The organism is Granulicella sibirica, assembly GCF_004115155.1.
In the GTDB taxonomy this organism is placed as follows: Bacteria; Acidobacteriota; Terriglobia; order Terriglobales; family Acidobacteriaceae; genus Edaphobacter; species Edaphobacter sibiricus.
On the sequence record NZ_RDSM01000001.1, the window covers coordinates 142438 to 162928 of the forward strand.

Annotated in this window: 15 protein-coding genes; 7 read left to right on the top strand and 8 right to left on the bottom strand. The window is 62.8% G+C overall.

The genetic code is table 11. The features are described from left to right. Positions 1–12: 12 nt before the first annotated feature. The gene (locus tag GRAN_RS00560; protein ID WP_128911094.1) at positions 13–897 is read right to left on the bottom strand and encodes a tyrosine-type recombinase/integrase; all 885 of its coding nucleotides are present in this window, start codon (positions 895–897) and stop codon (positions 13–15) included. A 396-nt stretch (positions 898–1293) separates the two neighbouring features. Here GRAN_RS00560 and GRAN_RS00565 point away from each other — a divergent pair, with 396 nt between their 5' ends. After that, on the top strand, positions 1294–2196 hold the full coding sequence (locus GRAN_RS00565) for a dimethylarginine dimethylaminohydrolase family protein (RefSeq protein WP_128911095.1): 903 nt from the start codon (positions 1294–1296) through the stop codon (positions 2194–2196). Here GRAN_RS00565 and GRAN_RS00570 read toward each other — a convergent pair. Both GRAN_RS00570 and GRAN_RS00575 read right to left on the bottom strand, forming a co-directional pair. Further along, positions 2193–2414 carry a hypothetical protein gene (locus GRAN_RS00570; RefSeq protein WP_128911096.1) on the bottom strand — a complete coding sequence of 74 codons (222 nt, stop codon included), beginning with the start codon at positions 2412–2414 and terminating at the stop codon, positions 2193–2195. The genes GRAN_RS00565 and GRAN_RS00570 overlap by 4 nt on opposite strands. Positions 2415–2501: 87 nt before the next feature. Further along, positions 2502–2858 carry a response regulator gene (locus GRAN_RS00575; RefSeq protein ID WP_128911097.1) on the bottom strand — a complete coding sequence of 119 codons (357 nt, stop codon included), beginning with the start codon at positions 2856–2858 and terminating at the stop codon, positions 2502–2504. 345 nt (positions 2859–3203) lie between these two features. Here GRAN_RS00575 and GRAN_RS00580 point away from each other — a divergent pair, with 345 nt between their 5' ends. The 3 genes from GRAN_RS00580 to GRAN_RS00590 all read left to right on the top strand — a co-directional run bounded on the left by GRAN_RS00580 (position 3204) and on the right by GRAN_RS00590 (position 8204). Then, on the top strand, positions 3204–4469 hold the full coding sequence (locus GRAN_RS00580; RefSeq protein WP_128911098.1) for a M24 family metallopeptidase: 1266 nt from the start codon (positions 3204–3206) through the stop codon (positions 4467–4469). 478 nt (positions 4470–4947) lie between these two features. Then, on the top strand, positions 4948–7698 hold the full coding sequence (locus GRAN_RS00585) for a RecQ family ATP-dependent DNA helicase (RefSeq protein ID WP_241654248.1): 2751 nt from the start codon (positions 4948–4950) through the stop codon (positions 7696–7698). Further along, on the top strand, positions 7698–8204 hold the full coding sequence (locus GRAN_RS00590) for a PaaI family thioesterase (RefSeq protein ID WP_128911099.1): 507 nt from the start codon (positions 7698–7700) through the stop codon (positions 8202–8204). Before GRAN_RS00585 ends, GRAN_RS00590 begins: the two co-directional genes overlap by 1 nt. A gap of 33 nt (positions 8205–8237) precedes the next feature. Here GRAN_RS00590 and GRAN_RS00595 read toward each other — a convergent pair whose 3' ends face one another. Next, positions 8238–8978 carry a glycosyltransferase gene (locus GRAN_RS00595; RefSeq protein ID WP_128911100.1) on the bottom strand — a complete coding sequence of 247 codons (741 nt, stop codon included), beginning with the start codon at positions 8976–8978 and terminating at the stop codon, positions 8238–8240. A 136-nt stretch (positions 8979–9114) separates the two neighbouring features. On the opposite strand from GRAN_RS00595, the gene GRAN_RS00600 reads away from it, so the two are divergent. The 3 genes from GRAN_RS00600 to GRAN_RS00610 are packed head-to-tail and all read left to right on the top strand — an operon-like array spanning position 9115 to position 16611. Beyond that, entirely contained in the window at positions 9115–10290 is a 1176-nt protein-coding gene (locus tag GRAN_RS00600; RefSeq protein ID WP_241654249.1) for an MFS transporter, read from the top strand. Between the two features lie 20 nt (positions 10291–10310). Beyond that, positions 10311–13019, top strand: a complete 2709-nt coding sequence (locus GRAN_RS00605) for a PD-(D/E)XK nuclease family protein (RefSeq protein ID WP_128911101.1) — start codon at positions 10311–10313, stop codon at positions 13017–13019. Then, on the top strand, positions 12982–16611 hold the full coding sequence (locus tag GRAN_RS00610; protein ID WP_161570787.1) for a UvrD-helicase domain-containing protein: 3630 nt from the start codon (positions 12982–12984) through the stop codon (positions 16609–16611). Before GRAN_RS00605 ends, GRAN_RS00610 begins: the two co-directional genes overlap by 38 nt. Here GRAN_RS00610 and phoU read toward each other — a convergent pair. The 4 genes from phoU to GRAN_RS00630 all read right to left on the bottom strand — a co-directional run bounded on the left by phoU (position 16608) and on the right by GRAN_RS00630 (position 20342). Continuing rightward, positions 16608–17270 carry a phosphate signaling complex protein PhoU gene (gene phoU / locus GRAN_RS00615; protein WP_128911103.1) on the bottom strand — a complete coding sequence of 221 codons (663 nt, stop codon included), beginning with the start codon at positions 17268–17270 and terminating at the stop codon, positions 16608–16610. The genes GRAN_RS00610 and phoU overlap by 4 nt on opposite strands. Continuing rightward, positions 17270–18028, bottom strand: coding sequence for a phosphate ABC transporter ATP-binding protein PstB (gene pstB, locus GRAN_RS00620; RefSeq protein WP_128911104.1), 759 nt, complete (start codon positions 18026–18028; stop codon positions 17270–17272). The genes phoU and pstB overlap by 1 nt, the downstream gene beginning before the upstream one ends. 98 nt (positions 18029–18126) lie before the next feature. After that, on the bottom strand, positions 18127–19542 hold the full coding sequence (locus tag GRAN_RS00625) for a sensor histidine kinase (RefSeq protein WP_241654250.1): 1416 nt from the start codon (positions 19540–19542) through the stop codon (positions 18127–18129). An 89-nt stretch (positions 19543–19631) separates the two neighbouring features. Next, complete coding sequence (locus GRAN_RS00630; RefSeq protein WP_128911106.1) at positions 19632–20342, bottom strand: winged helix-turn-helix domain-containing protein; 711 nt, start codon at positions 20340–20342, stop codon at positions 19632–19634. Positions 20343–20491 lie beyond the last annotated feature (149 nt).

Genomic DNA, 20491 nt, shown 5'->3' on the forward strand with positions numbered 1-20491 from the left:
GAGGAGACCGGCTTATACGCTGCGTATCGCTTCTCGTGATGTCGCGAGCTGAAGCATGTCGAGCGGACTTGCTGTTGCGCTCAGGTGCTTGTTGGAGAGGTGCAGATAGATCGTGGTCTCTTCAAGATCTCGATGGCCGAGCAGGATCTGGATCGTGCGGAGGTCGGCGCCTGCCTCCAGCAGATGCGTCGCGAAGCAGTGGCGCAGGGTATGCGGATGGATGTGCTTATGCTCCAGGCCGGCGCGGAGCGCGGCCTGCTGACATGCTGTCCACAGCACCTTGGTAGTAACCGGGCGGCTCGACGTATGCCATCGGTTGCCGGGAAACAGCCACTCGCCCGGCTTGTGCCGAAGCCCGCGCCAGTAAGTTCGCAGCGCTTCAAGCAGCGCCGGACTCAACATCACATCCCGATCCTTGCGCCCCTTGCCTCCTCGGATGTGAACCACCATCCGTTGACTGTCGATGTCGGTCACCTTCAGCCGCGCCACCTCCGCCCGTCGCGCTCCCGTGGCATAGAGCGTCATGACCAGGATGCGTTGGAACGGCGTCTCCGTCGCATCGATCAGACGAGCGACCTCCTGCTGACTGAGGATCTGCGGAAGATGCAAGACCTTCTTCGGGTAGGGTGTCTGGGCGACGCTCCACCCACGCCTCAGCACCTGAATGTAGAGGAAGCGCAACGCCGCCAGCCGCTGCGTGACCGTGTTGGGAGCCAGCTTCCAGTTGCGGAACATCGCAGCCTGATACTGGCGGATGTGGTCCGGGCCAAGCTTGTCCGGCGCACAATGGAAATGACGAGCAAAGTGCTCGACGGTGCTGATGTAGGCGCGAATCGTGGACGGAGCGTAGTTGCGGCGCTCCAACTCTTCCAGCATGATCTGACGTAGATGGGTCACAGAGAATCCTCCTTCTCTGCGACAAACGCTAGATCATCACCTCAACCGCCCGCCTAGCGCACGCGAATGCGTCCGCCGCACGGCGGCTTCGTTCAAGTCGGGTTTTCGGCACTCACGACGTTTGCAGCCGACCGCAGTGGCGAAGTTGCCGACGACGCCGTTTCGCGCAAATTGAGTCAAGGCGTGAGCCTTCTGGACAAAGCCCTTGGAAGACGCAGACGCCCTATCTGATCAAGGGCGTACCTTCCGAAAGTCAGCATTCCCCTCCCCACCCCACCATCCGAAAGCCCCCTCAGACCCACCCCGCCGCATGCATATCTATGCACGAAAACCCGCATAATCATTAGCGTTGACCGCACCCCACCCACCTGCCATGCTCGTTCTCAGAGACCCCGCATGACAACCAACAAAACCAACAAGACCGACAAATCCTCCCCGCACCCCATCCCCACCCTCCTCATGTGCCGCCCCACCCTCTACCAGGTTGCCTACGTCATCAACCCATGGATGGAAGGCAACCTCGGCAACTCCTCCCAGCCCCGCGCCATGCAGCAGTGGGAGCATCTCCACGCCACCCTCTCCCGCCTCGCCCGCGTCCTTCTCGTCGACCCCGTCCCCGGCTCACCCGACATGGTCTTCACCGCCAACGCCGGCCTCGCCCGCGACGGCATCGTCGCCATCAGCAGCTTCCATCACCCCGAGCGCCAGGCCGAAGAAGAGCACTTCCGCCGCTGGTTCGTCGACGCAGGCTACCGCATCATCGATCTCCCCCGCGACACCTCCTTCGAAGGCGAAGGCGACGCCCTCTTCTCCACCGACGGATCCACCCTATGGGTAGGCCACGGCGCCCGCACCCACCGTCAAAGCCACACGCTATTGGAATCTCTCTGGCCCGCGAAGGTAGAGAGCCTTCACCTCACCGACCCGCGTTTCTACCACCTCGACACCTGCTTCTCCCCACTCGAAGACGGCTCGCTCCTCTACTACCCACCCGCCTTCGACGCCCCATCCCTCGCCCGCATTCACGCCGTCTACGCACCCGAACAACGCATAGCGGTCACCGAAGAAGACGCCCTGCGCTTCGCCTGCAACGCCGTCAACCTCGGTCGCACCATCGTCCTCAACCACATCAGCCCGGACCTCGAACGCACCCTGCGTGACCGTGGCTTCGACGTCATCCAGCTAGCCCTCGACGAGTTCCTCAAGGCAGGCGGAGCCGCTAAATGCCTCGTGATGAAACTGACTTCCGAGATCCACACCGCGCAATCCACAAGCGACCCGGCAACCAGGGCCGCCTAGCTGTCCTTGCGATACAGCAGGTTCCGCATCGCGCTTCGCCGAGCCTCATTGGCTTCCGCCACGCTCTTCCGCTCGTCAGCGTCCATCTTCCCCTTAGGCGTCTCATCGGACTCCTCAGGCATGCTGCACTCCGGGCAGCGATTGGCGAAACCCGGCTTATCCGGCTTCAGCTCGAACTCTTCTTCGCAAACGACACAGGTTCTAATCGGGAAAGGCATTGCAGTACTCCAGCGGTAAGACAGGCTCACGCCCGTCGGGAAAACGGATCGGCCCGAAGCCCTATCCAGTGACAGAGATCATACGCGTTACGTCTTCGCGCACGTCGGCAGATAGCGCTCCAACAGCTTCTGGATCTTGCGAGGCTCTTCCCCCTTGCGAAGAAATCCATCCGCGCACGACATCGCGCTGTCGGGAATGAACACCCGGCCGCTCAGCAGGATCAAGGGGACGCTCGGCTTCGCCGCACGCAACCCAGCCATCAATTCATCTCCCGACATATCCGGAAGGTGATAGTCCAGGATCACAAGGTCGATCTTCGATGACCTGAACTCATGCAGACCTTCGGCCCCGGTCAGAGCGGCCACCGAATCGTATCCGAAGACCCGCAGCACGTCCTTGCGGGCCTTGACTCCAAGTTCATCATCATCGATGAGGAGGATCATCGTCTGTCTCTTCCCGCGTGGAGCCCGGCGAACTCGCAGCGGTGCAGCACGCTACACCAGCCGCTACCCGATTTTATCGTTCCCACGCCATGATGCTCAACCTGGCGAGCTGCGGGTCCCCCAGTGTCTTCCCTGCCGCAAGTTGCAGCACGTGACTCACCAAACCACGTTCACCAATCGCTCATACAGCGCCGCTTGGCCCAGTGCAAGGCTTCTTCACTGACCGAAAGGCGCCAAAGTCTCTATCGACCGGCAAGCCTCACAGAATGACCCGAAGGCTTTTCGGCTTCGATTGCTTCCACGCCTCAGGAAGAAAAAGCCTCCGTCGTCTAAACTGACTCACACATGCCCACACGCCGCTCCTTCCTGCTCACCTCCGCAGCCGCAACGGCCGCCCTGCCTCTCGCCGCCCAAACCTCCAGCCATGCCCCCACTCCCACCCTCCCGGCGCCCATCGCCGCCCTCAAGAACCGCTCCCACGAAGCCGTTCCCATCACCCTCGCCGAACGCCAGCGCCGCGTTGACCGCGCCCGCGAGCTCATGGCCCGGCAGAAGATCGCCGCGCTCTGCATCACCGGCGGAACCTCCCTCGGCTACTTCACCGGAATCCGCTCAGGCGTCTCCGAGCGAATCTTCGCCTGGATCCTACCCGCCAGCGGCGCTCCCTACATCGTCTGCCCCGCCTTTGAAGAAGCCCGCATGACCGAGCAGCTCAGCCAGCTCCCCGAAGGCGCCCAGACACGCATCTACACCTGGAACGAGGACGAAGACCCCTACGCCCTCCTCGTCAAGCACCTCCCGCACCCCGGCCCCCTCGCCCTCGACGAGCGCGTCCCCTTCGTCTACGCCGACCGCCTCGCCCAGGCCGACCCCTCCCGCAAGGTCGTATCCGGCATCCCCATCACCGCCGGCTGCCGCTCCATCAAGTCCCCCGCCGAGCTCGCCATCATGCAGCTCGCCAACAACATCACTCTCTCCTGCTACAAAGCCGCCTTCGAATCCGCCACTCCCGGCCTCACCACCGCCGGCTTCACCGCCCTCGTCGACTCCGCCTTCGCCCAGTGCGGAGTCCGGGGCGACGTCTCCTGCCAGACCGGCGAGTGGTCCGCCCTGCCGCACGGAAGCATCAAGCCCCAGGTCATCCGCGAAAACCAGATCGTCCTCATCGACGACGGGTGCGTCCTCGAGGGCTACGTCTCCGACATCTCCCGCACCTTCGTCTTCGGCAAGGCCACCGACCGCCAGAAGAAGATCTTCGACATCGTCCACACCGCCCAGGCCGCCGCTCTCTCCGCCGCCCGCGTCGGAGCCCCCTGCCACGTCGTTGATGACGCCGCCCGCAAGGTCGTCACCGATGCCGGTTTCGGCCCCGATTACAAGACCTTCCTCCACCGCCTCGGCCACGGCATCGGCATGGACGGCCACGAGTGGCCCTACCTCGTTCGCGGCAACAACCAGCCCCTGGAAGTAGGCATGTGCTTCTCCGACGAACCCGGAATCTACCTTCCCGGCGAGTTCGGTGTCCGCCTCGAAGACGACTGGCACCTCACCGAGTCCGGCGGAGTCATGTTCACCCCCACAAGCTCGAGCCTCGAAAACCCGTTCGCCTAGAGCAACACGGCGGTCAGCATGGAGGGTCCCACATCTCCTTTCCTTCGTCATTCCCGAAGGAATCCGCCTTGAGTCCCGCCCGTTGCCGTTGCCGTTCTGGTTGTCATTCCCGAAGGGATTCGGCGTTCGCCATTGTCTCTTCAGAGCCATCCAAAATCTTGTCAAGCCCCCAAACGGCCTATCTCGCTCATTCCAAAAGGAAAAGTCGGTGTCCTTTTAGTTATGGTCAGTTAGATACAATTGAAGTAGATCAAAAAGACGTCTCAGGACGCTGGATTAGGGGTGGATCGCGATGCTTGCGATCCACCCCTAACCCCTTTCCTTGCTAATATTTAGCCGTAACCCCTTTGCCTGTATTCAGTTACAGGGTCCTACTAGCCTTATCCCCAACAAAATAAAAGAGTTGGACGCGGGCTATGGGGAGGGGGGTATACCGGCCAGTTCTGCACAGTGAGAGGAATCGCTGAAGACGAAGAACATGCGAAAATCCAGACAGCGCATGACCCTCGAACAGATCCTTCACGAGACCTTCGGCTTCCCCGGCTTCCGGGCGAATCAGGAAGCGGTCTGCCGTGCAGCGACCGAAGGACGCGACGTTCTGCTCGTCATGCCGACCGGAGCAGGCAAAAGCCTCTGCTACCAGCTTCCGGCAATCGCGCGCGGCGGAACCGCCCTCGTGATCAGCCCCCTCATCGCCCTGATGGACGATCAGGCCGCGAAGCTCACCGCAGCCGGTCTCCGAGTAGCCCGCATCCACTCCGGCCTTTCACGCGAAGACGCACGCCAGGCTTGCCGCGACTACCTCGACGGAACCCTCCAGTTTCTCTTCATCGCTCCCGAGCGCATGCGCGTTCCCGGCTTCCCCGAGATGCTGGCGAAGAAGAAACCAGCGCTCATCGCCATCGACGAAGCGCACTGCATCTCCGCCTGGGGACACGATTTCCGGCCTGACTACCGGACCCTCGGCGATTACCTCCCTTCGCTCCGGCCAGCGCCGATCATCGCGCTCACGGCAACAGCGACGCCAACCGTGCAGCGAGATATCGTCGCGCAGTTGAACCTGAATCAGCCCGCGCTCTTCATCCATGGATTCCGTCGCGAGAACCTCGCCATTGAAGTCGTCGAGATGTCGAAGCCGCGCCGTCCAGAGTTCACGGTCAAGCTCCTCAAGGACAAGGAAAACCGTCCCGCGATCGTCTACGCACCCTCGCGCAAAGCCGCCGAGGAGTTAGCCGGCATGCTCGGACGCGGAGCATCCGCGTACCACGCAGGTCTCGATCCCCAAACCCGCGAGGAAGTCCAGACGCGCTTCCTCTCCGGCAAACTCGAGATCGTCGTAGCCACGATCGCCTTCGGCATGGGAATCGACAAGGCCGATGTCCGCACCGTGATCCACACCGCCCTTCCAGGCTCGGTCGAAGCCTACTACCAGGAGATCGGGCGCGCTGGCCGCGACGGCAACGCGTCACGGACGATCCTTCTCTACTCGTTCGCCGACCGCAAGATGCACGACTTCTTCCTCGAGCGCGACTACCCTCCACCAACCGAGCTCTCCCGCGTCGCATCAACGCTCACCGACGAGTTCCAGATGCCCGATCTCCTGCGCCAAAGGGCGAGGATGGATGCCGAGACCTTCGATAAGGCAGTCGAGAAGCTGGCATCGCAAGGCGCAGCCGCGATCAACATCGAGGGCAACGTCCGCGGAACAGGCTCGACGAGCTGGCGCAAAGGCTATGACGAGCAGGTGAACCTGCGGCGCACCCAGATCGACCGGATGATGCAGTTCGCCGAAGCGCAGCAGTGCCGCATGACCGCGCTCATCCGCCACTTCGGCGATACGGCAGACGGAACCAGGCCATGCGGACGATGCGACGTCTGCGCCCCTTCTGCGACGACAGCACAGAGCTATCGTCAACCGGACAGCGAGGACCTGCGACAGCTTTCCGCCGTGCTCCGCGCCCTCGACGGCCAGTCGCGCTCGACCGGCAAGCTCTACACCGAGCTTTCCGCCGGAGCCCTGCGCGGAACGCAGGCCGCGAAGGAGCGCAAAGCGTTCGAAGCGCTGCTCGATGCACTGTCACGAGCCGGTCTGATCACCCTGAACGTGGAGCAGTGGACGAACCCCGAGGGCAACGTCGTCTCCTACAAGAAGGCCGCGCTGACGCATGAAGGACGCGAAGCTGCAGTCGACGGTCTCGTCGACGTGCCAGACCTTCTACTCCGCGACACAGAGGCATCGAGCGAGACGAAGAGCAAGGGCAGAAAGGCTGACCGGAAGAGCAAGGCCAGCCAGATTTCCACTCCGTTGACTCCGGATCAGAAGGCGCTTGAAGCACGCCTGCGCGAGTGGCGGAAGGCAGAGGCGGCAAAGACCGGCAAGCCGGCGTTTATCGTCTTCGGGGACGCGGTATTGGAAGGAATCGCCCGCGAGGCTCCAACGACGATCGGCGCGCTGCTACAGATTTCTGGCATCGGGCCAGAGAAGGCCGATCGGTATGGAGCAGCGATCTGTGCGCTCTGCCGTGGAGAAGCTTCGACTTCAGCGGAGTACGGTACTCCAGCCAGGCCTGCACCGGCTCCGAAGCCTGCGCGACGGGCCTATCAGCCAGTTGCGCCGGAGCTTCCGCTTTCGCGGGCCATCCCTTCGTCAGCCAGGGACGACTTTCGCCGCAGCCTGATCGAGTGGAGAACGACATGGTCGGAGCGTGCGCAGGTTGGGGCTCGCCTGATTCTGAGCGACGAGCACCTTGACGAGATTCTACGGTCCCAGCCGAGGACGATTCCTCAGCTTCAACGGATCTTGAACCTCTCTCCGACGCATACACCGAAGTTCCTGATCGGGCTGCAGGAGGTGTGCGCCGCTGCATCGGCTCCGCAGCCGGAAGCGGCCGAGACGATCCGGCCGGCTCGTGCGGTTGCGGTGGCTGCGCAGCCGGTGTCGCGCTTCACGCGGGCAGCTATTGCGCCGGAGACGGAGACGTCGCTGACGCCGGAACAGGCGGCGCTCGATGTCCGTCTGCGCGACTGGCGCAAGGCGGAGTCCGAGCGGCTCGGGCTTCCGCAGTTCTTCGTGCTGAGTACGTCGACCCTGCGCTCGATCGTGCTGGAGAGACCGCGGACAATCGCCCAGTTGCAGACGATTCCCGGGATTGGACCGGATAAGGCCGCGAAATTCGGGACGCACATTCTCGCGGTCTGTCATGGCTCATCTGCTAGCCTGACATCCTGATGCAGCCGCCCCGGAACCCCACGCTCGATGAAATTGCTGGCCACTGCTTCGGCTGCGGACCATCGAACCCGCAAGGACTTCACCTTCACTTTGAGCTGACAACGGATGCCGCGACCGGCTTCCCAGTTGCGACGGCCCAGGTACAACTGACGCGTCTCCACGAAGGTCCTCCCGGATACATCCATGGGGGAATCATCGCGACGATGATCGATGAGGCGATGTCGAAGCTGAACCGGCCACTCGATGCCCTGGCAATGACGCGGTCGATGGAGATCGATTATCTGCGCCCTTCACCGCTGCATACTCCGCTTGTGCTGGTGGGGATGCACCTCTCTCGGTCGGTCCATCCAGACGGAAGTGCGGGGCGGAAGCTGTTCCACCTGGCGGAGCTGCGCTCAGAAGACGGGACAGTCCTGGCTCGGGGAAAGGGGTTGTTCGTGGTGATCGACCCGGCTTTAGTAGAAGCGGCTTTGGGCCGAGAGATGGCTCGGAAAGGCAGGCATTAGGTCGCAAAGGCTAGTCGCAGGAAAGGGCGATCGCTATGCGACCTTCTGCTCTGCTTCTTCCCAGTAGCCCTGATCGCGAAGGAAGTATTGTGTATCCCAGCTATGAAGCATGGTCTTGGCGAACATCCAGACCATGCGTCCGTGACCCACCTTGCGGAAGCGGCGGTTTGATGTGTAGACGCGGCCGGGAACGATGGTGAAGCGATTGCGCGCCACTTCCTTGGATAAGAGGTAGTCTTCGGCGAAGAGGGCCTGCTCATTGAAACCGCCCAGGCGCCAGAAGGCGTCGCGATCGAACATCATGAACATCCCGGTGGCGAAGGGCTTGAGCATGGAGCCGATGCGCTGCATGAGGTTGTTTCCGAGGTAGAGAGCGTCGTCGAAGAAGCCGCCCAGACGGCACTCGATGTTGGTCGTGCAGCACTCGAGCCGGCGGGTGCGCATAGCTTCGAGCGCGCGGCGAACGAGGGTGCGCTCGCCGAGCTCGACGTCGGCGTCGAGGAACAGGACGTACGTGGAGGTGGCAATGCGCGCGCCGGCGTTGCGCCCGACTGCAGGGAGACTGCCGCGGATGATCTCGATGCGCAGGCGGTCGGAGAAGGCAAGGGCTAGATCGACGGTGTGATCGGTAGAGCCGGCGTCGGCAATCACGATACGGGTCGCGGGGAGCGCCGGATAATCCTGTGCGCAGAGAGAGGTCAGTAGCTTCGGAAGCATCTCCGCTTCGTTCTTCGCCGGGATCACGATGGTAAGCTCTTCGCGCTGCTCGGACATCCACCCTCCTGCCTTCGACGCTTTGATCTTGGGCCGTTGCGGACGAACGGGCGTAAAGAAATGTTGAATCTTTGGTTAATATCAGGGGCGGACTCAGTGGGCGCACTGACGCGGGAAAGGCGTGTTAGGTTTCGGTATGGCGGATAGACGGAGCGCAGGGCAAAGCGGGGAGACGCCGACGCTTCCGGCCATGCACGCGGGACTGGTGCTCGCGGGGTTGGGGACGGCACTCCTCGGGCCGATCCTTCCCTTGGTAGCGCATCAGTGGCAGCTCTTGGATTCGCAGAGCGGGCTACTCATGGCGGCGAAGTTCTGCGGGGCGTTCGTGGGAGGCGTGACGGTTTCGAAGAAGCTCAAGCGGGGTCTGGTGGTGGGGTTCCTGGCGGCGGCTTTGGGGTTCTTCGGGTTCGCGATCTCACCGGGATTGATGACAGGTTGTGCGACGCTGGCGCTGGGAGGGTTCGGAATTGGACGGACCATTACCGCGACAAATATCCTCGCGGGACGGAGATTCACCGCCCACCGCGGCTCAGCGCTTTCACTGCTGAACTTTTCCTTCAGCGCGGGGGCTATGCTGTCGGCGCTGGGAGCAGCATGGCTTCTGCCGAAGTTTCCGCTCCGAGGGGTGCTGGAGGGGTTTGCGGCGGCGTTTGCAGTTGTGGCTTTGTGGATTGGGGTTCAGGGCCGGGGGACTTCTGATGACGAGGTCCCAGTGGAGGCGGGCGGCGCGGGGTTTGGGGGAGGCCTCTTCGCTTATTTCATTGGGCTGCTGTTTCTTTATGGCGGGTTGGAGACATGTCTCGGAGGGTGGCTGACGACATTTGCCCTGCGATATGGGGACAAGTCGTTCGCGCTGAGTGAGTACACGACCCTGGTCTTCTGGATGGCGCTGACCGTAGGGCGGGCAGGATCGTCGGCGCTGATGCTGCGGGTTTCCGAGAGGACGCTGCAGCGATCGGGGCTAGTGGCTTCGGCGCTTTGCGTGGCGGGGCTTGGGGTCGCGCACGGCGGGTTGGCGATCGCATTGGTGGCGATGCTGCTGGGGTTGAGCCTGTCGCCGTTTTTTCCTTCGACGTTTTCGCTTCTGATGGCGGATCGACCGACAGCGAGCCAGGCAGGGGTGGTGATGTCAGCTTCGGGGCTTGGGGCGGCGGCGCTACCCTGGGCAATGGGTGTGGTGTCGACCCGAACTGGATCGCTGCAGATGGCGCTGATTCTGCCGCTGGGTGCGGCGGTGGGTCTGCTTGGGATGAGCTTTCTGGTGCTGTCCCAGGTGCGGAGTGAGCGTGCGGCGGCCGTTTCCAAAGCGTAGAAAAAGCGTATAAACGAGGAATGGTGGGGAGCGAGACTTTAGTCGAAGCCGTCGCGGCGGCGCTTGGGCGGGGCGTGACTGTGCTGACGGGAAACCAGCGGGCGGCGCGGATTCTGCGGAAGGCGGTCGACGAGCGGAATCGTGAGGCTGGGCTGGCGAGCTGGGCTCCTCCAGCGGTGCTTCCCTGGAGCGCATGGACGGCGAGTCTTTGGCGGCGGCTTCTGCTTTCGGGCGCATCAACGCAGATGCTTCTAAACCGGACCCAGGAGCATGCGCTTTGGCGGTCGGTAATTGCAGAAGATGACAGCCTTGCGACGCTGCGCAGTTCGGAGTCGCTGGCTCAGCTGGCTGCCGAGGCGTGGGCGGTGCTGGCGCGCTATCGAGGACTGAGAAGGCTGAAGGGTTCAGGGACGAATGGCGACACGCGGTCTTTTGTCCAATGGGCGGCTTCGTTCGAGGAAAGGTGCCGGGAGCGCGACTACCTGCCGGAGCCACGGCTAGAGGCTGTGCTGCGTGAGGCGGTGGTTTCGGGAAAGCTGGACGTGCGGGGATCGGGTGGGCTGGTGCTGGTCGGATTCGACCGGATTCTACCGTCGCAGCGGGCGCTTCTCGATGGGCTTCGAGCGAAAGGGATGGAGATCGAACTGCCGGTACAAGGACGGATGCCGGAGCGGCGCCTGCTGACGATCGCCGAAGACGAGGAGATGGAAGTTGAGGCCGCGGCTCGTTGGGTGCGGCGGCAGTTGGAGGCGAATCCGGTGGCACGGCTCGCGGTTATTGTTCCGGATCTTGAGGCGCAGCGGTCGCGAATCGAAAGGGTATTTCGCGAGGTGCTTGCGCCGGAGACGCAGAACATTGCCGGCGCTGCAGGTGCGTGCCCGTACGAATTTTCGAACGGCAGGCCGCTCTCGGAGGTTCCGATGATCGGCCGGGCGCTGGATCTGCTGGCATGGGTTCAGGGGCCAATCGGACTCGAGACAGCAACTGAGCTTCTGCTTTCGGCTTATGTGGGCGCGAGCGGCGAAGAGGGCGCCCGCGCCGAGTTCGATGCCTTTGAATTGCGCAAGGAGCGGCTGCTCCGGCCGGAGATCAAGTTGGATTGGCTGATCCGAACGCTGAACGGCTCGCCGCGCAGGGCTCGGCTTTCGAGGCTGCTGTCCGCGCTGAGAGGGATGCAGCAGACGGCAACGCATCGCCTGGGTGCGGGGGATCGAACTCATGGCGAGTGGGCCGAGGCAGTCCGCGAGATTCTCGGGGCGGCGCAATGGGCCTCGCGGCCGGGAGAAGACTCTATCGAGTTTCAAACGCGAGAGCGGTGGGAGAGCACGCTGGATGAGATGGCGACGCTCGACTTTGACGGGCGGCGCGTAAGCTATGCGGAGGCGCTGGCGTCGCTGCGGCGGATCGCGCATGAGGCGGTTTTCGCTCCTGAGTCGGGGGACGCTCCAGTGCAGATACTCGGGCCGGAGGAGTCGTCAGGGCAGCAGTTCGAGGCGATCTGGTTTCTGAGGGCGGCGGATCTGACGTGGCCGCCGCCGGTCTCCGGCAACCCGCTGATCGGGTGGCCATTGCGCCGCGAGCTGGGTATTCCGGGATCGGACGCCACGGCTGATTCCGCGCAGGCAAGGCGAGTGACTGAACGGATCGCAGGATGTGTGACGGAGACAGTTGTCTTCAGCTATGCACGGCGCGCCGAGGACGGAGAGCAGCGTCCCTCCGTCGCCGTGGCAGGTCTGGGGCTTGAAGAGACGGAGACTGGGCTGCGAATCGAGGCCGGGGCGATGGTTGCGCTTGAGACGGTTGACGACAGTGCGCGCATTCCTGCTTTGCCGGACCGGGTGGTCCGAGGCGGAGCGGCTGTGCTGAAAGCCCAGGCGGCGTGTGCCTTCCGTGCGTTCTCGGAGCACCGGCTGTTCTCTTCAGGGCTCGAGGATCGGGAGCCGGGCCTGAATGCGCGGGAGCGCGGGAACGCAGTCCACAAGGTGCTGGAAGAGTTCTGGACCGAGGTAAAGACGCAGGCTGCGCTGAAGGCGATGACGACCGAGGCTCGCCGGGGCTTATTGTCGGGCTGCATCGACGCAGCCCTGCGCAAGACGGCAGGAGAGGAGGCGACTGTATGGGAAGCTGCGTATCTCGAGACGCAACGAGCGCGGCTGATGTCACTCGGTTTGCAGTGGCTGAGGATGGAGGAGAGACGGGCGCCGTTTACGGTAGTCCGGCATGAGGCGGGTTCTGATGTTGCGATCGGGCCGCTCCGCTTGAGCCTGCGGGTCGACCGGGTGGACGAGGTGGCGAACGGCTCCGTGCTGATGGACTACAAGACGGGTGACGTGAACCCGGTGGCGTGGACGACCGACCGGCCCGATGAGCCGCAGCTTCCGCTCTATGCGGTTCTGGCTGAGGACCTGCAACTGGACGCGATTGTCTTTGGCAAGGTCCGTCCGGGCAAGCACATGGAACTTACCGGGTACGAAGAGACAAAGGGTACGCTGACAAAGGCGCCCTATGGAAAGCCACCAGCACTTGAAACTCAGGTAGAAGAGTGGCGGAACGTCCTGATGATGCTGGCTACGGATTTTGTGAACGGAGATACGCGCGTCTCGCCCAAGAAGTACCCGGAGACGTGCGAGTTCTGCGCGCAGCGTCTGCTGTGCCGACTGGATGTCTCCGCGCGTGCGCTTGACGAAGAGGATGATGAAGAGGACAACCGGGAAGACATCGACGAATAACCTGCTGCTCTTCCCAGAAGCTGAGCCGGTACCGCAGGACGATCTGCTGTCGGAGGATGCAACAGCGGCGCGTCCGCCTGACTGGCGTGAGCGCGAACGCGCGCTCGATATACGGACGTCGTGGATTGTGGAGGCTCCGGCCGGGTCGGGCAAGACGGGGCTGTTGATCCAGCGTTACCTGAAGCTGCTGGCGGACGGGAGCGTTCGCGAGCCAGAGCAGGTGTTGGCGATTACGTTCACGAATAAGGCGACGGCGGAACTGCGGGAGCGTGTGATCGGGCAGCTTGAGGCGGCAGCAGCCGGGGGTGGACCGGTGAAGGGGTTTGACCGTCAGACGAGGGTGCTGGCGCAGGCTGTGCTGGCTCGCGACGGCGCGGCTGGCTGGGGGCTGATTGAGCATCCCCGGCGGCTGAATATTCGCACGATCGACTCGGTGTGCGCGGAGATTTCGCGATCGCTTCCTGTGCTCTCGAGCAGTGGAGGCAGACAGGCTCCGACGACCGAAGCTGACAGGCTCTATCGCGAGGCCGCGCGGCGGACCCTAAAGCAGCTTGGTGGCGAGGATGCGGCACTGCACGAAGCGCTCCGCACAGTGCTCCTGCACCGGGATGGGAACCTTGCGGAGTGCGAGGGACTAATCGCCGCGATGCTTGGATGGCGCGATCAGTGGGGGCAACTGGTTCCGCTGCGGGGCGAGGCGCTGGACGACGCGGCTCTCGACGCGAAGATCCTTCCGAAGCTGGAGCGAGCGCTCGATGTGGCGATCTGCCAGGCGCTGACGCAGTTGAGCGAAAGTCTTTCAGCCGCCGCGCTCGAGGAACTGACCATGGTGGCGGCGGAGTTTGCGACGCTGGAGGGATACAACGGCGATCCTTCGCCGATCGCGATGTGCGCAGGGCGGATGCAGTCTCCCGTAGCGCTTGCGAACGACCTGGCGCACTGGCGGGCACTGGTTCACTTGCTGCTGACACCGTCCTCGAAGACGTGGCGGCGAGGATTCAACGTAAATCACGTCGGATTCAAGACCGGCGCGGCGCATAAGACTCGGCTGAAGGAGATGGTGGAGTCGCTCGAGGATCGAGACGACGTGCTGCAGGCTTTATGCCAGGTGAGTGCTCTGCCTCCGGCGAGGTATCCTGCGGACCAGTGGAAGGTCGCGAAGGCGCTGTTCCGGGTGCTGAGCCATGCGCTGGTGGAGCTGCAGCTTGTGTTCGCCGAGACAGGCGAGTGCGACTTTGTCGAGCTGAGCCTGGCGGCGCGGAGTGCGTTGACGCGCGAGGGCGGCGTCGAGGACCTTGCGGCGGCGCTTGGGGTTGAGACGATGCACCTGCTCGTGGACGAGATGCAGGACACGTCGACGGGGCAGTATGAACTGATCGAACGGCTGACGCAGGGGTGGGACGGGTTCAGCCAGACGGTGTTCCTGGTCGGGGATCCGAAGCAGTCGATCTATCGCTTCCGGCAGGCGCGTGTGGAGCGCTTCGTCCGGATGATGCATGAGGAGCGGCTGGGTGATCTGCCGCTTGGGCGGCTGCGGCTGACGGCAAACTTCCGGTCGCAACGACGGCTGGTGGAGCAGTTCAACGAAGACTTTTCGCAGGTGTTTCCGCCCGTGGCGGACATCGCCCATCCTGAAGAGGTGCCTTATGCCGGCGCGGATGCCGTGCGCGAGGTGAGCGCGACGGAGGGGCTAGTCTGGCACGCGCGCGCTGCTTCGTCCGGACGGACGGATGAGGAAACGAAGCAGAATCGGCGCAGACTGAACCGGGAGAATGCGCGGGCAGTGAGGCGAATTGCGGCGGACTGGATGGCTCGTCCTCTGCCTGCGGGGCGCACGGAGCCGTGGAAGATCGCAGTGCTGGTTCGGTCGCGGCAGCACCTTGCGGGCATCGTGACAGAGTTGAACCGGGAGGGTGTCCCGTTCCGTGCGGTCGAGATTGAGGCACTGGGAGAGCGGCAGGAGATTCTCGACTTGCTTGGGCTGACGCGGGCGCTGCTGCATCCGGCGGACCGCGTGGCGTGGTTCGCAGTGCTGCATGCTCCGTGGTGCGGCCTTGGGCTTGCCGATCTGCATCGGCTCGCCGGAGGCGACGACGAGGGACTGAAGGAACGGTGCGTGGCCGACCTGATTCGAGAGCGGGGCCACATGCTGAGCGAGGACGGCGAGGAGAGACTCGCGCGGATCTGGCCGGTCCTCGACGCAGCGGATGGGCAGCGGGGGAGGCTGCCGGTGTACGAGTGGGTGGAGAGGACATGGCGGTCGCTGGGAGGGGATAGTTACCTCGATGAGGGGGAGCGGGCCAACGCGATGCGCTTCTTCCGCTTGCTCGATGAGATCGAGGCGGAGACCGGGCGGGTCGAACCGGGCTTGCTGGCGATGCGGACGAAGAAGCTGTATGCGCAGGCGGCGTTGCGTCCGGGAGCGGTCGACCTGATGACGATTCATGGGTCGAAGGGGCTGGAGTGGGATGTAGTGATGGTGCCGGGTCTGGAGAAGCGCTCTCCCCCAGACCGTGGATACCTGCTGAACTGGATGGAGATCGATTCGGGTGACGAAGCCGTGGCTCACATGGTGTTGGCGCCGATCCCGGGCAAAGGCGAGGACACGCGGGATCTGAATGCGTGGATCCGGTTCGTCCACGGATTGCGGGAGGCGGCGGAGCGGAAGCGGCTCTTCTATGTTGCTTGCACGCGGGCCAAGGAGGAACTGCACCTATTTGCGGCTCCGGACCGCGGCAGCAAGGGCGAGGTTCGGGTAGAACCGAGCAGCATGCTCAAGACGGCTTGGCAGGTAGCGAAGACGCACTTCGAGGCGCAGGACGAAGAAGAGCAGGAGGCGTTTCCGGGATTCGAGGGGGAGGTCCTTGCGATCGCTGCTGTCGCGGAAAAGGAGCGCCCGCCCGTCTTGCGGCGAGTGCGCTCGGAGTTCGATCCATCGGAGCGGTTTGCCGGCATAGTCCGGCTGCCTCAGGGCGAGACAGCCGGGGCAGTACGGGCTGCTTTTGAGCGGCCGGAAGGCTCGTTTGCGGCGCGGGCGTTTGGCAATGCGGTGCATGCGTTTCTGGAAATCGCGGCGCAACGGCTAGCAGAGGGTGGGACGGCTTCGAGGCTGCTAGGGGAGATTGCCGGGTGGCAGGGACGAATCGAAGCTGTGCTGCGGGCGGATGGGCTCGCTCCGGCTGTGGTGTCGCGGCTTGGTCAAAGAGTGCTGGAGGCTTTACGCCTAACGCTGGGCGACCGGGATGGGCTTTGGATCCTGTCGCCGCATCCAGAGGCTTCAAGTGAGGTCGCAATGACTGGGTGGGCCGACGGTTTCAGAAGTGTGCGCCTCGACCGGGTGTTTCGGGCAGGAGCCGTTCCAGGGAGTTCGGGAACGAGCCATATTTGGATCGTCGACTATAAGACGGCGACCCATGGGTCGAACGCGGTAGAGGAGTTCCTGGCGCGGGAGCGGGCGAAGTACAAGGTGCAGCTCGAGGCCTACGCGCGAACTCTGGCCCGTCTTACGCATGGCGACGCGCCGGAGATACGAGTTGCTCTTTACTATCCGGCTCTCGCGAAGCTTACGTGGTGGGTTCCGGAGCTTATTTAGCCTGCCGTACTGGTGTGGCGGACGTCTGCGCCGCGGACCCAGAAGATGACATCTTCGGCGATGTTGGTGGCGTGATCTCCGACGCGCTCGAGATTACGGGCGATGATCAGAGCGTTGAGGGACTGCGGCGTGAGGTCGGCGCGCTCCTTAATCAGGCCGCTGAGTGAGACGAAGGCGGCATCGTTCATCTCGTCGACCTGGTCGTCGAGGGCGAGGACGGTTTGGGCGAGTTCGGCATCGGCTTCAATGAAGGCCTGGAGAGCCTTGCGGACCATGGCGGAGGCGAGGGAGGCCAGCTTGGGGATGTCGACAGGCAGGTCGATGTTGGCGAAGGCTCCCATCTCGCGGACGCGAACGGCGATGTTGACCGCCTGGTCTCCAACGCGTTCGAGGTCGGCGTTGATGCGGATGACGGAGAGGATGAACCGCAGATCGATGGCCATGGGTTGCTCCATCGCGAGGAGATCGAGGGCCATCTGGTCGATCTCGCGTTCGAGGCGGTTGATGGCCGGCTCGGAACGGAAGACGAGCTCGCAGATGCTCAGATCGCGTGTGCGGTAGGCCTCGATGGAACGCTGAATCGCCTGCTCGGCCATACCGGCCATGACCAGGAGGCGCTCGCGCAGATCGCCGAGGCTCTGGTGAAATTTGATACGCATCAGCCGAACCTCCCTGTGATGTAATCCTCGGTGCGCTTGTCGCTTGGATTGGTGAAGATCTTGTGGGTTGGGCTGAACTCAACCAGCTTCCCGTTCAGGAAGAAGCCTGTGTTCTCTGCGACGCGTGCAGCCTGCTGCATGTTGTGTGTGACGATGACGATCGTGTACTGGTGCTTCAATTCGAAGATCAGATCTTCGATCTTTGATGTTGAGATTGGGTCTAGTGCCGAAGCGGGTTCGTCCATGAGCAGGACTTCTGGGTCGATGGCGAGAGCACGGGCGATGCAGAGACGCTGCTGCTGGCCGCCAGAGAGAGACGAACCGGACTTCTTGCGATAGTCGTCCTTTACCTCGTCCCAGAGAGCGGCCTGGCGGAGGGAGCGCTCGATCTTTTCGTCGAGAAGGCTCCGTTTGGGCGTATCTTCGAGGCGGATCCCCGCAGCGACGTTCTCGTAGATCGACATAGTTGGAAATGGATTCGGACGCTGAAAGACCATGCCGATGCGGCGCCGAATGGCAACCGGAGAGGCGTCGTGGTAGACGTCGATCTCGCCGATCTTAACGGAGCCGGTGGCGCGGGCGCCGGCAATGGTCTCGTGCATGCGGTTCAAGCAGCGGACAAAGGTCGATTTCTCGCAACCGGAGGGGCCAATCAACGCCGTTGCACGATTCGCGGGAATCGGCAGATTGATGTCCTGCAACGTGTGGGTCTTGCCATACCACGCGTTCAGATGTTCGACTTCGATTCCAACGCCCACAAACTCTCTCCTTGATTCTTTATGCCAACGGGGCGGGCGGGCCCGTAGAGCAACCATGTCGATCATACCAATCGGTCTTGGGCCGCCCGCCGAACGGTTCAGCTTTCTTCGTCGGCGATAGGATACTGCGCCACTGGAAGAGTAAAGATAAAGTTGCTGCCTGCGTTCAAGTCGCTTTCGGCACGGATCGTTCCGCCCTGCATCTGGACTGTGTGATGAGCGATGGCAAGTCCGAGCCCCGTTCCGCCGGACTCTCTTGAACGAGCCTTATCGACCCGATAGAAGCGCTCGAAGATACGAGTGAGATGCTCGGAGGCGATGCCCTGACCGAAGTCACGCACACTGAACTCCACTAACTCGAAGGGAGCGGCGATCTCGCGGGCGCTCACGATCACGCGCGAATGGGTTGCGTTCCGGGCCTGCCCGTACTTGATGGCGTTTTCGATCAGGTTCCCGAGGACCTGCAGGATCGCGTCATGATCGGCGAAGACCTGCCGGCGCGTGAGTTCGCCCACTTCGAGGACGGCCTCATTCTCCTGAATGAGGCCACTCATGCTCAGGACGGCGTCACGAACGAGGGTGTCCGCCCGGATGGGCGTGGGGCTGAGCGCCTGCTCGGCGGACTCGACCCTGGCCATGACGAGTAAGTCCTCCGTCAGCCGGTTCATGCGGAGAGCGTTCTTCAGAATGGTCGAAAGGAACGAACGGGCGTTCTCGCTAAGGCTTTCCTCATGGTCGAGAAGGGTTTCGACGTAGCCGGTAATCGAGGTGAGAGGCGTTCTCAGTTCGTGCGAGACATTCGCCACAAAGTCCTTTTGGGTACGCTCGACCTGCTCGATGCGGGTAATGTCGTGGAGCACAGCGACGGCTCCCCCACCCGGCATGGGCGAGGCGTTCACCTCAAAGATACTTCCGGGCAAAACGCTGGTCGCGCGGCGATAGAAGGCTGTCTTATTGTCGAGAGTTGACTGCACGACCTGGAGGACGTCCGGGTCGCGGATGGTCTGCACGAGAGCATGTCCGACGCGAACCGGAGAACCAGCCGAGCCGTTATACGAGGCGCTCGGCATAAGGCGCTGCATCCTCTGGTTGGTCCAGAGGATTCGACCCGCAGAGTCGACGGCGACAACGGCATCCTGCATGCTGTCGAGAAGAGCCTCGAGATCGTGGCGGCTTTCCGAAGAGGCTCGCAGGGTCTCCTGCACATCGCTTGAGGCGGCGGCAACGGCGTGGGCGAGCTTATCGAAGTCGCGGTACGCCGGGCGCTGAGCGTTGTCCACTGGCTCAAGAGTGTCCAGAGCAGGCGCTAGAATCTTCATCGCCGACTGCTCAAGTGGGCTGATGGCGGCACGAAGAGAATGGACGATCCACCAGGTAACCGCCGCGGATAGAATCAGCCCGACAGCACACGCAATCAAACCACGCAACCGCGGGCCGTAAGCCACCACACCGGCAAAGAGCGCCAGTCCGAGGGCAACCCGATAAAAGAGGTTAAAGAAAAGACTGCGGTTCAAGTGATTCAGCTTCCTCGGCGGATGGCACATGCCGGGTCATGATGAGACGGCTTGCGGCAGGCCGGCTCGTTTGAGCCTTCTTGTCATGCTTAGGCCTGCTGCACCTTTGGTATCTCAAACCTATACCCCGCCCCTCGCATGGTCTTGAGGTAACGCGGGGTCTCTGCGTCTTCCTCGATCTTCTCCCGGATCCGCCGAACGTAGACGTCGACGGAGCGGGGAGTGACGAAGCGGGCGTCTCCCCAGACCGCGTCCAGGAGGTGGTCGCGGCTAAACACACGCCCGGGATGCCGGGCAAGGTAGTCGAGCAGGCGGAACTCTGTGGCGGTCGTGGTCACCAGCTCTCCGTTGACGCGCAACTGCATAGCGTTGGCATCGATCTCGATGGCCTCAAACTTCAGCAATGAAGGTGTCGTGGGCCGCTCGAACCGGCGGAGGACAGCCTTGACGCGAGCCACGAGCTCCCGGGTGGCAAAGGGCTTCGTAATATAGTCGTCCGCGCCAAGCTCAAGACCTTGCACGCGGTCATTCTCGGCGGCACGGGCGGTGAGGAAGATGATGGGAATGCTGCTCAGGGTCGGATTTTGGCGGAGCCTGCGGCACAGATCAAGACCATCTCCCCCGGGCACCATGATGTCCAGGAGAAAAAGTGCGGGAGGATGGCGTTCGGCGTCGGAGAGGACCTGTCCGATCGCGAGGTAGGGGCGCACGGTAAAGCCCGCGCCTTCAAGGTGGTACTGAACGAGGCGTGAGATGTCTGCATCATCCTCTAAAACAACGATCGTCTGCGGCTGACTCAATGCTCTGATCCTTTTTGGGCGGACTACAGCCCCCCCGTCGTTAGATTAGTCCAGAGGCTCCGCACCTTGTGCGAACATCCAGTAAATCTATTGAAGAGCGGATCCCGTTTGCATTTCATGGGGCTGCCCCCGGCGCTGTACACTGAATG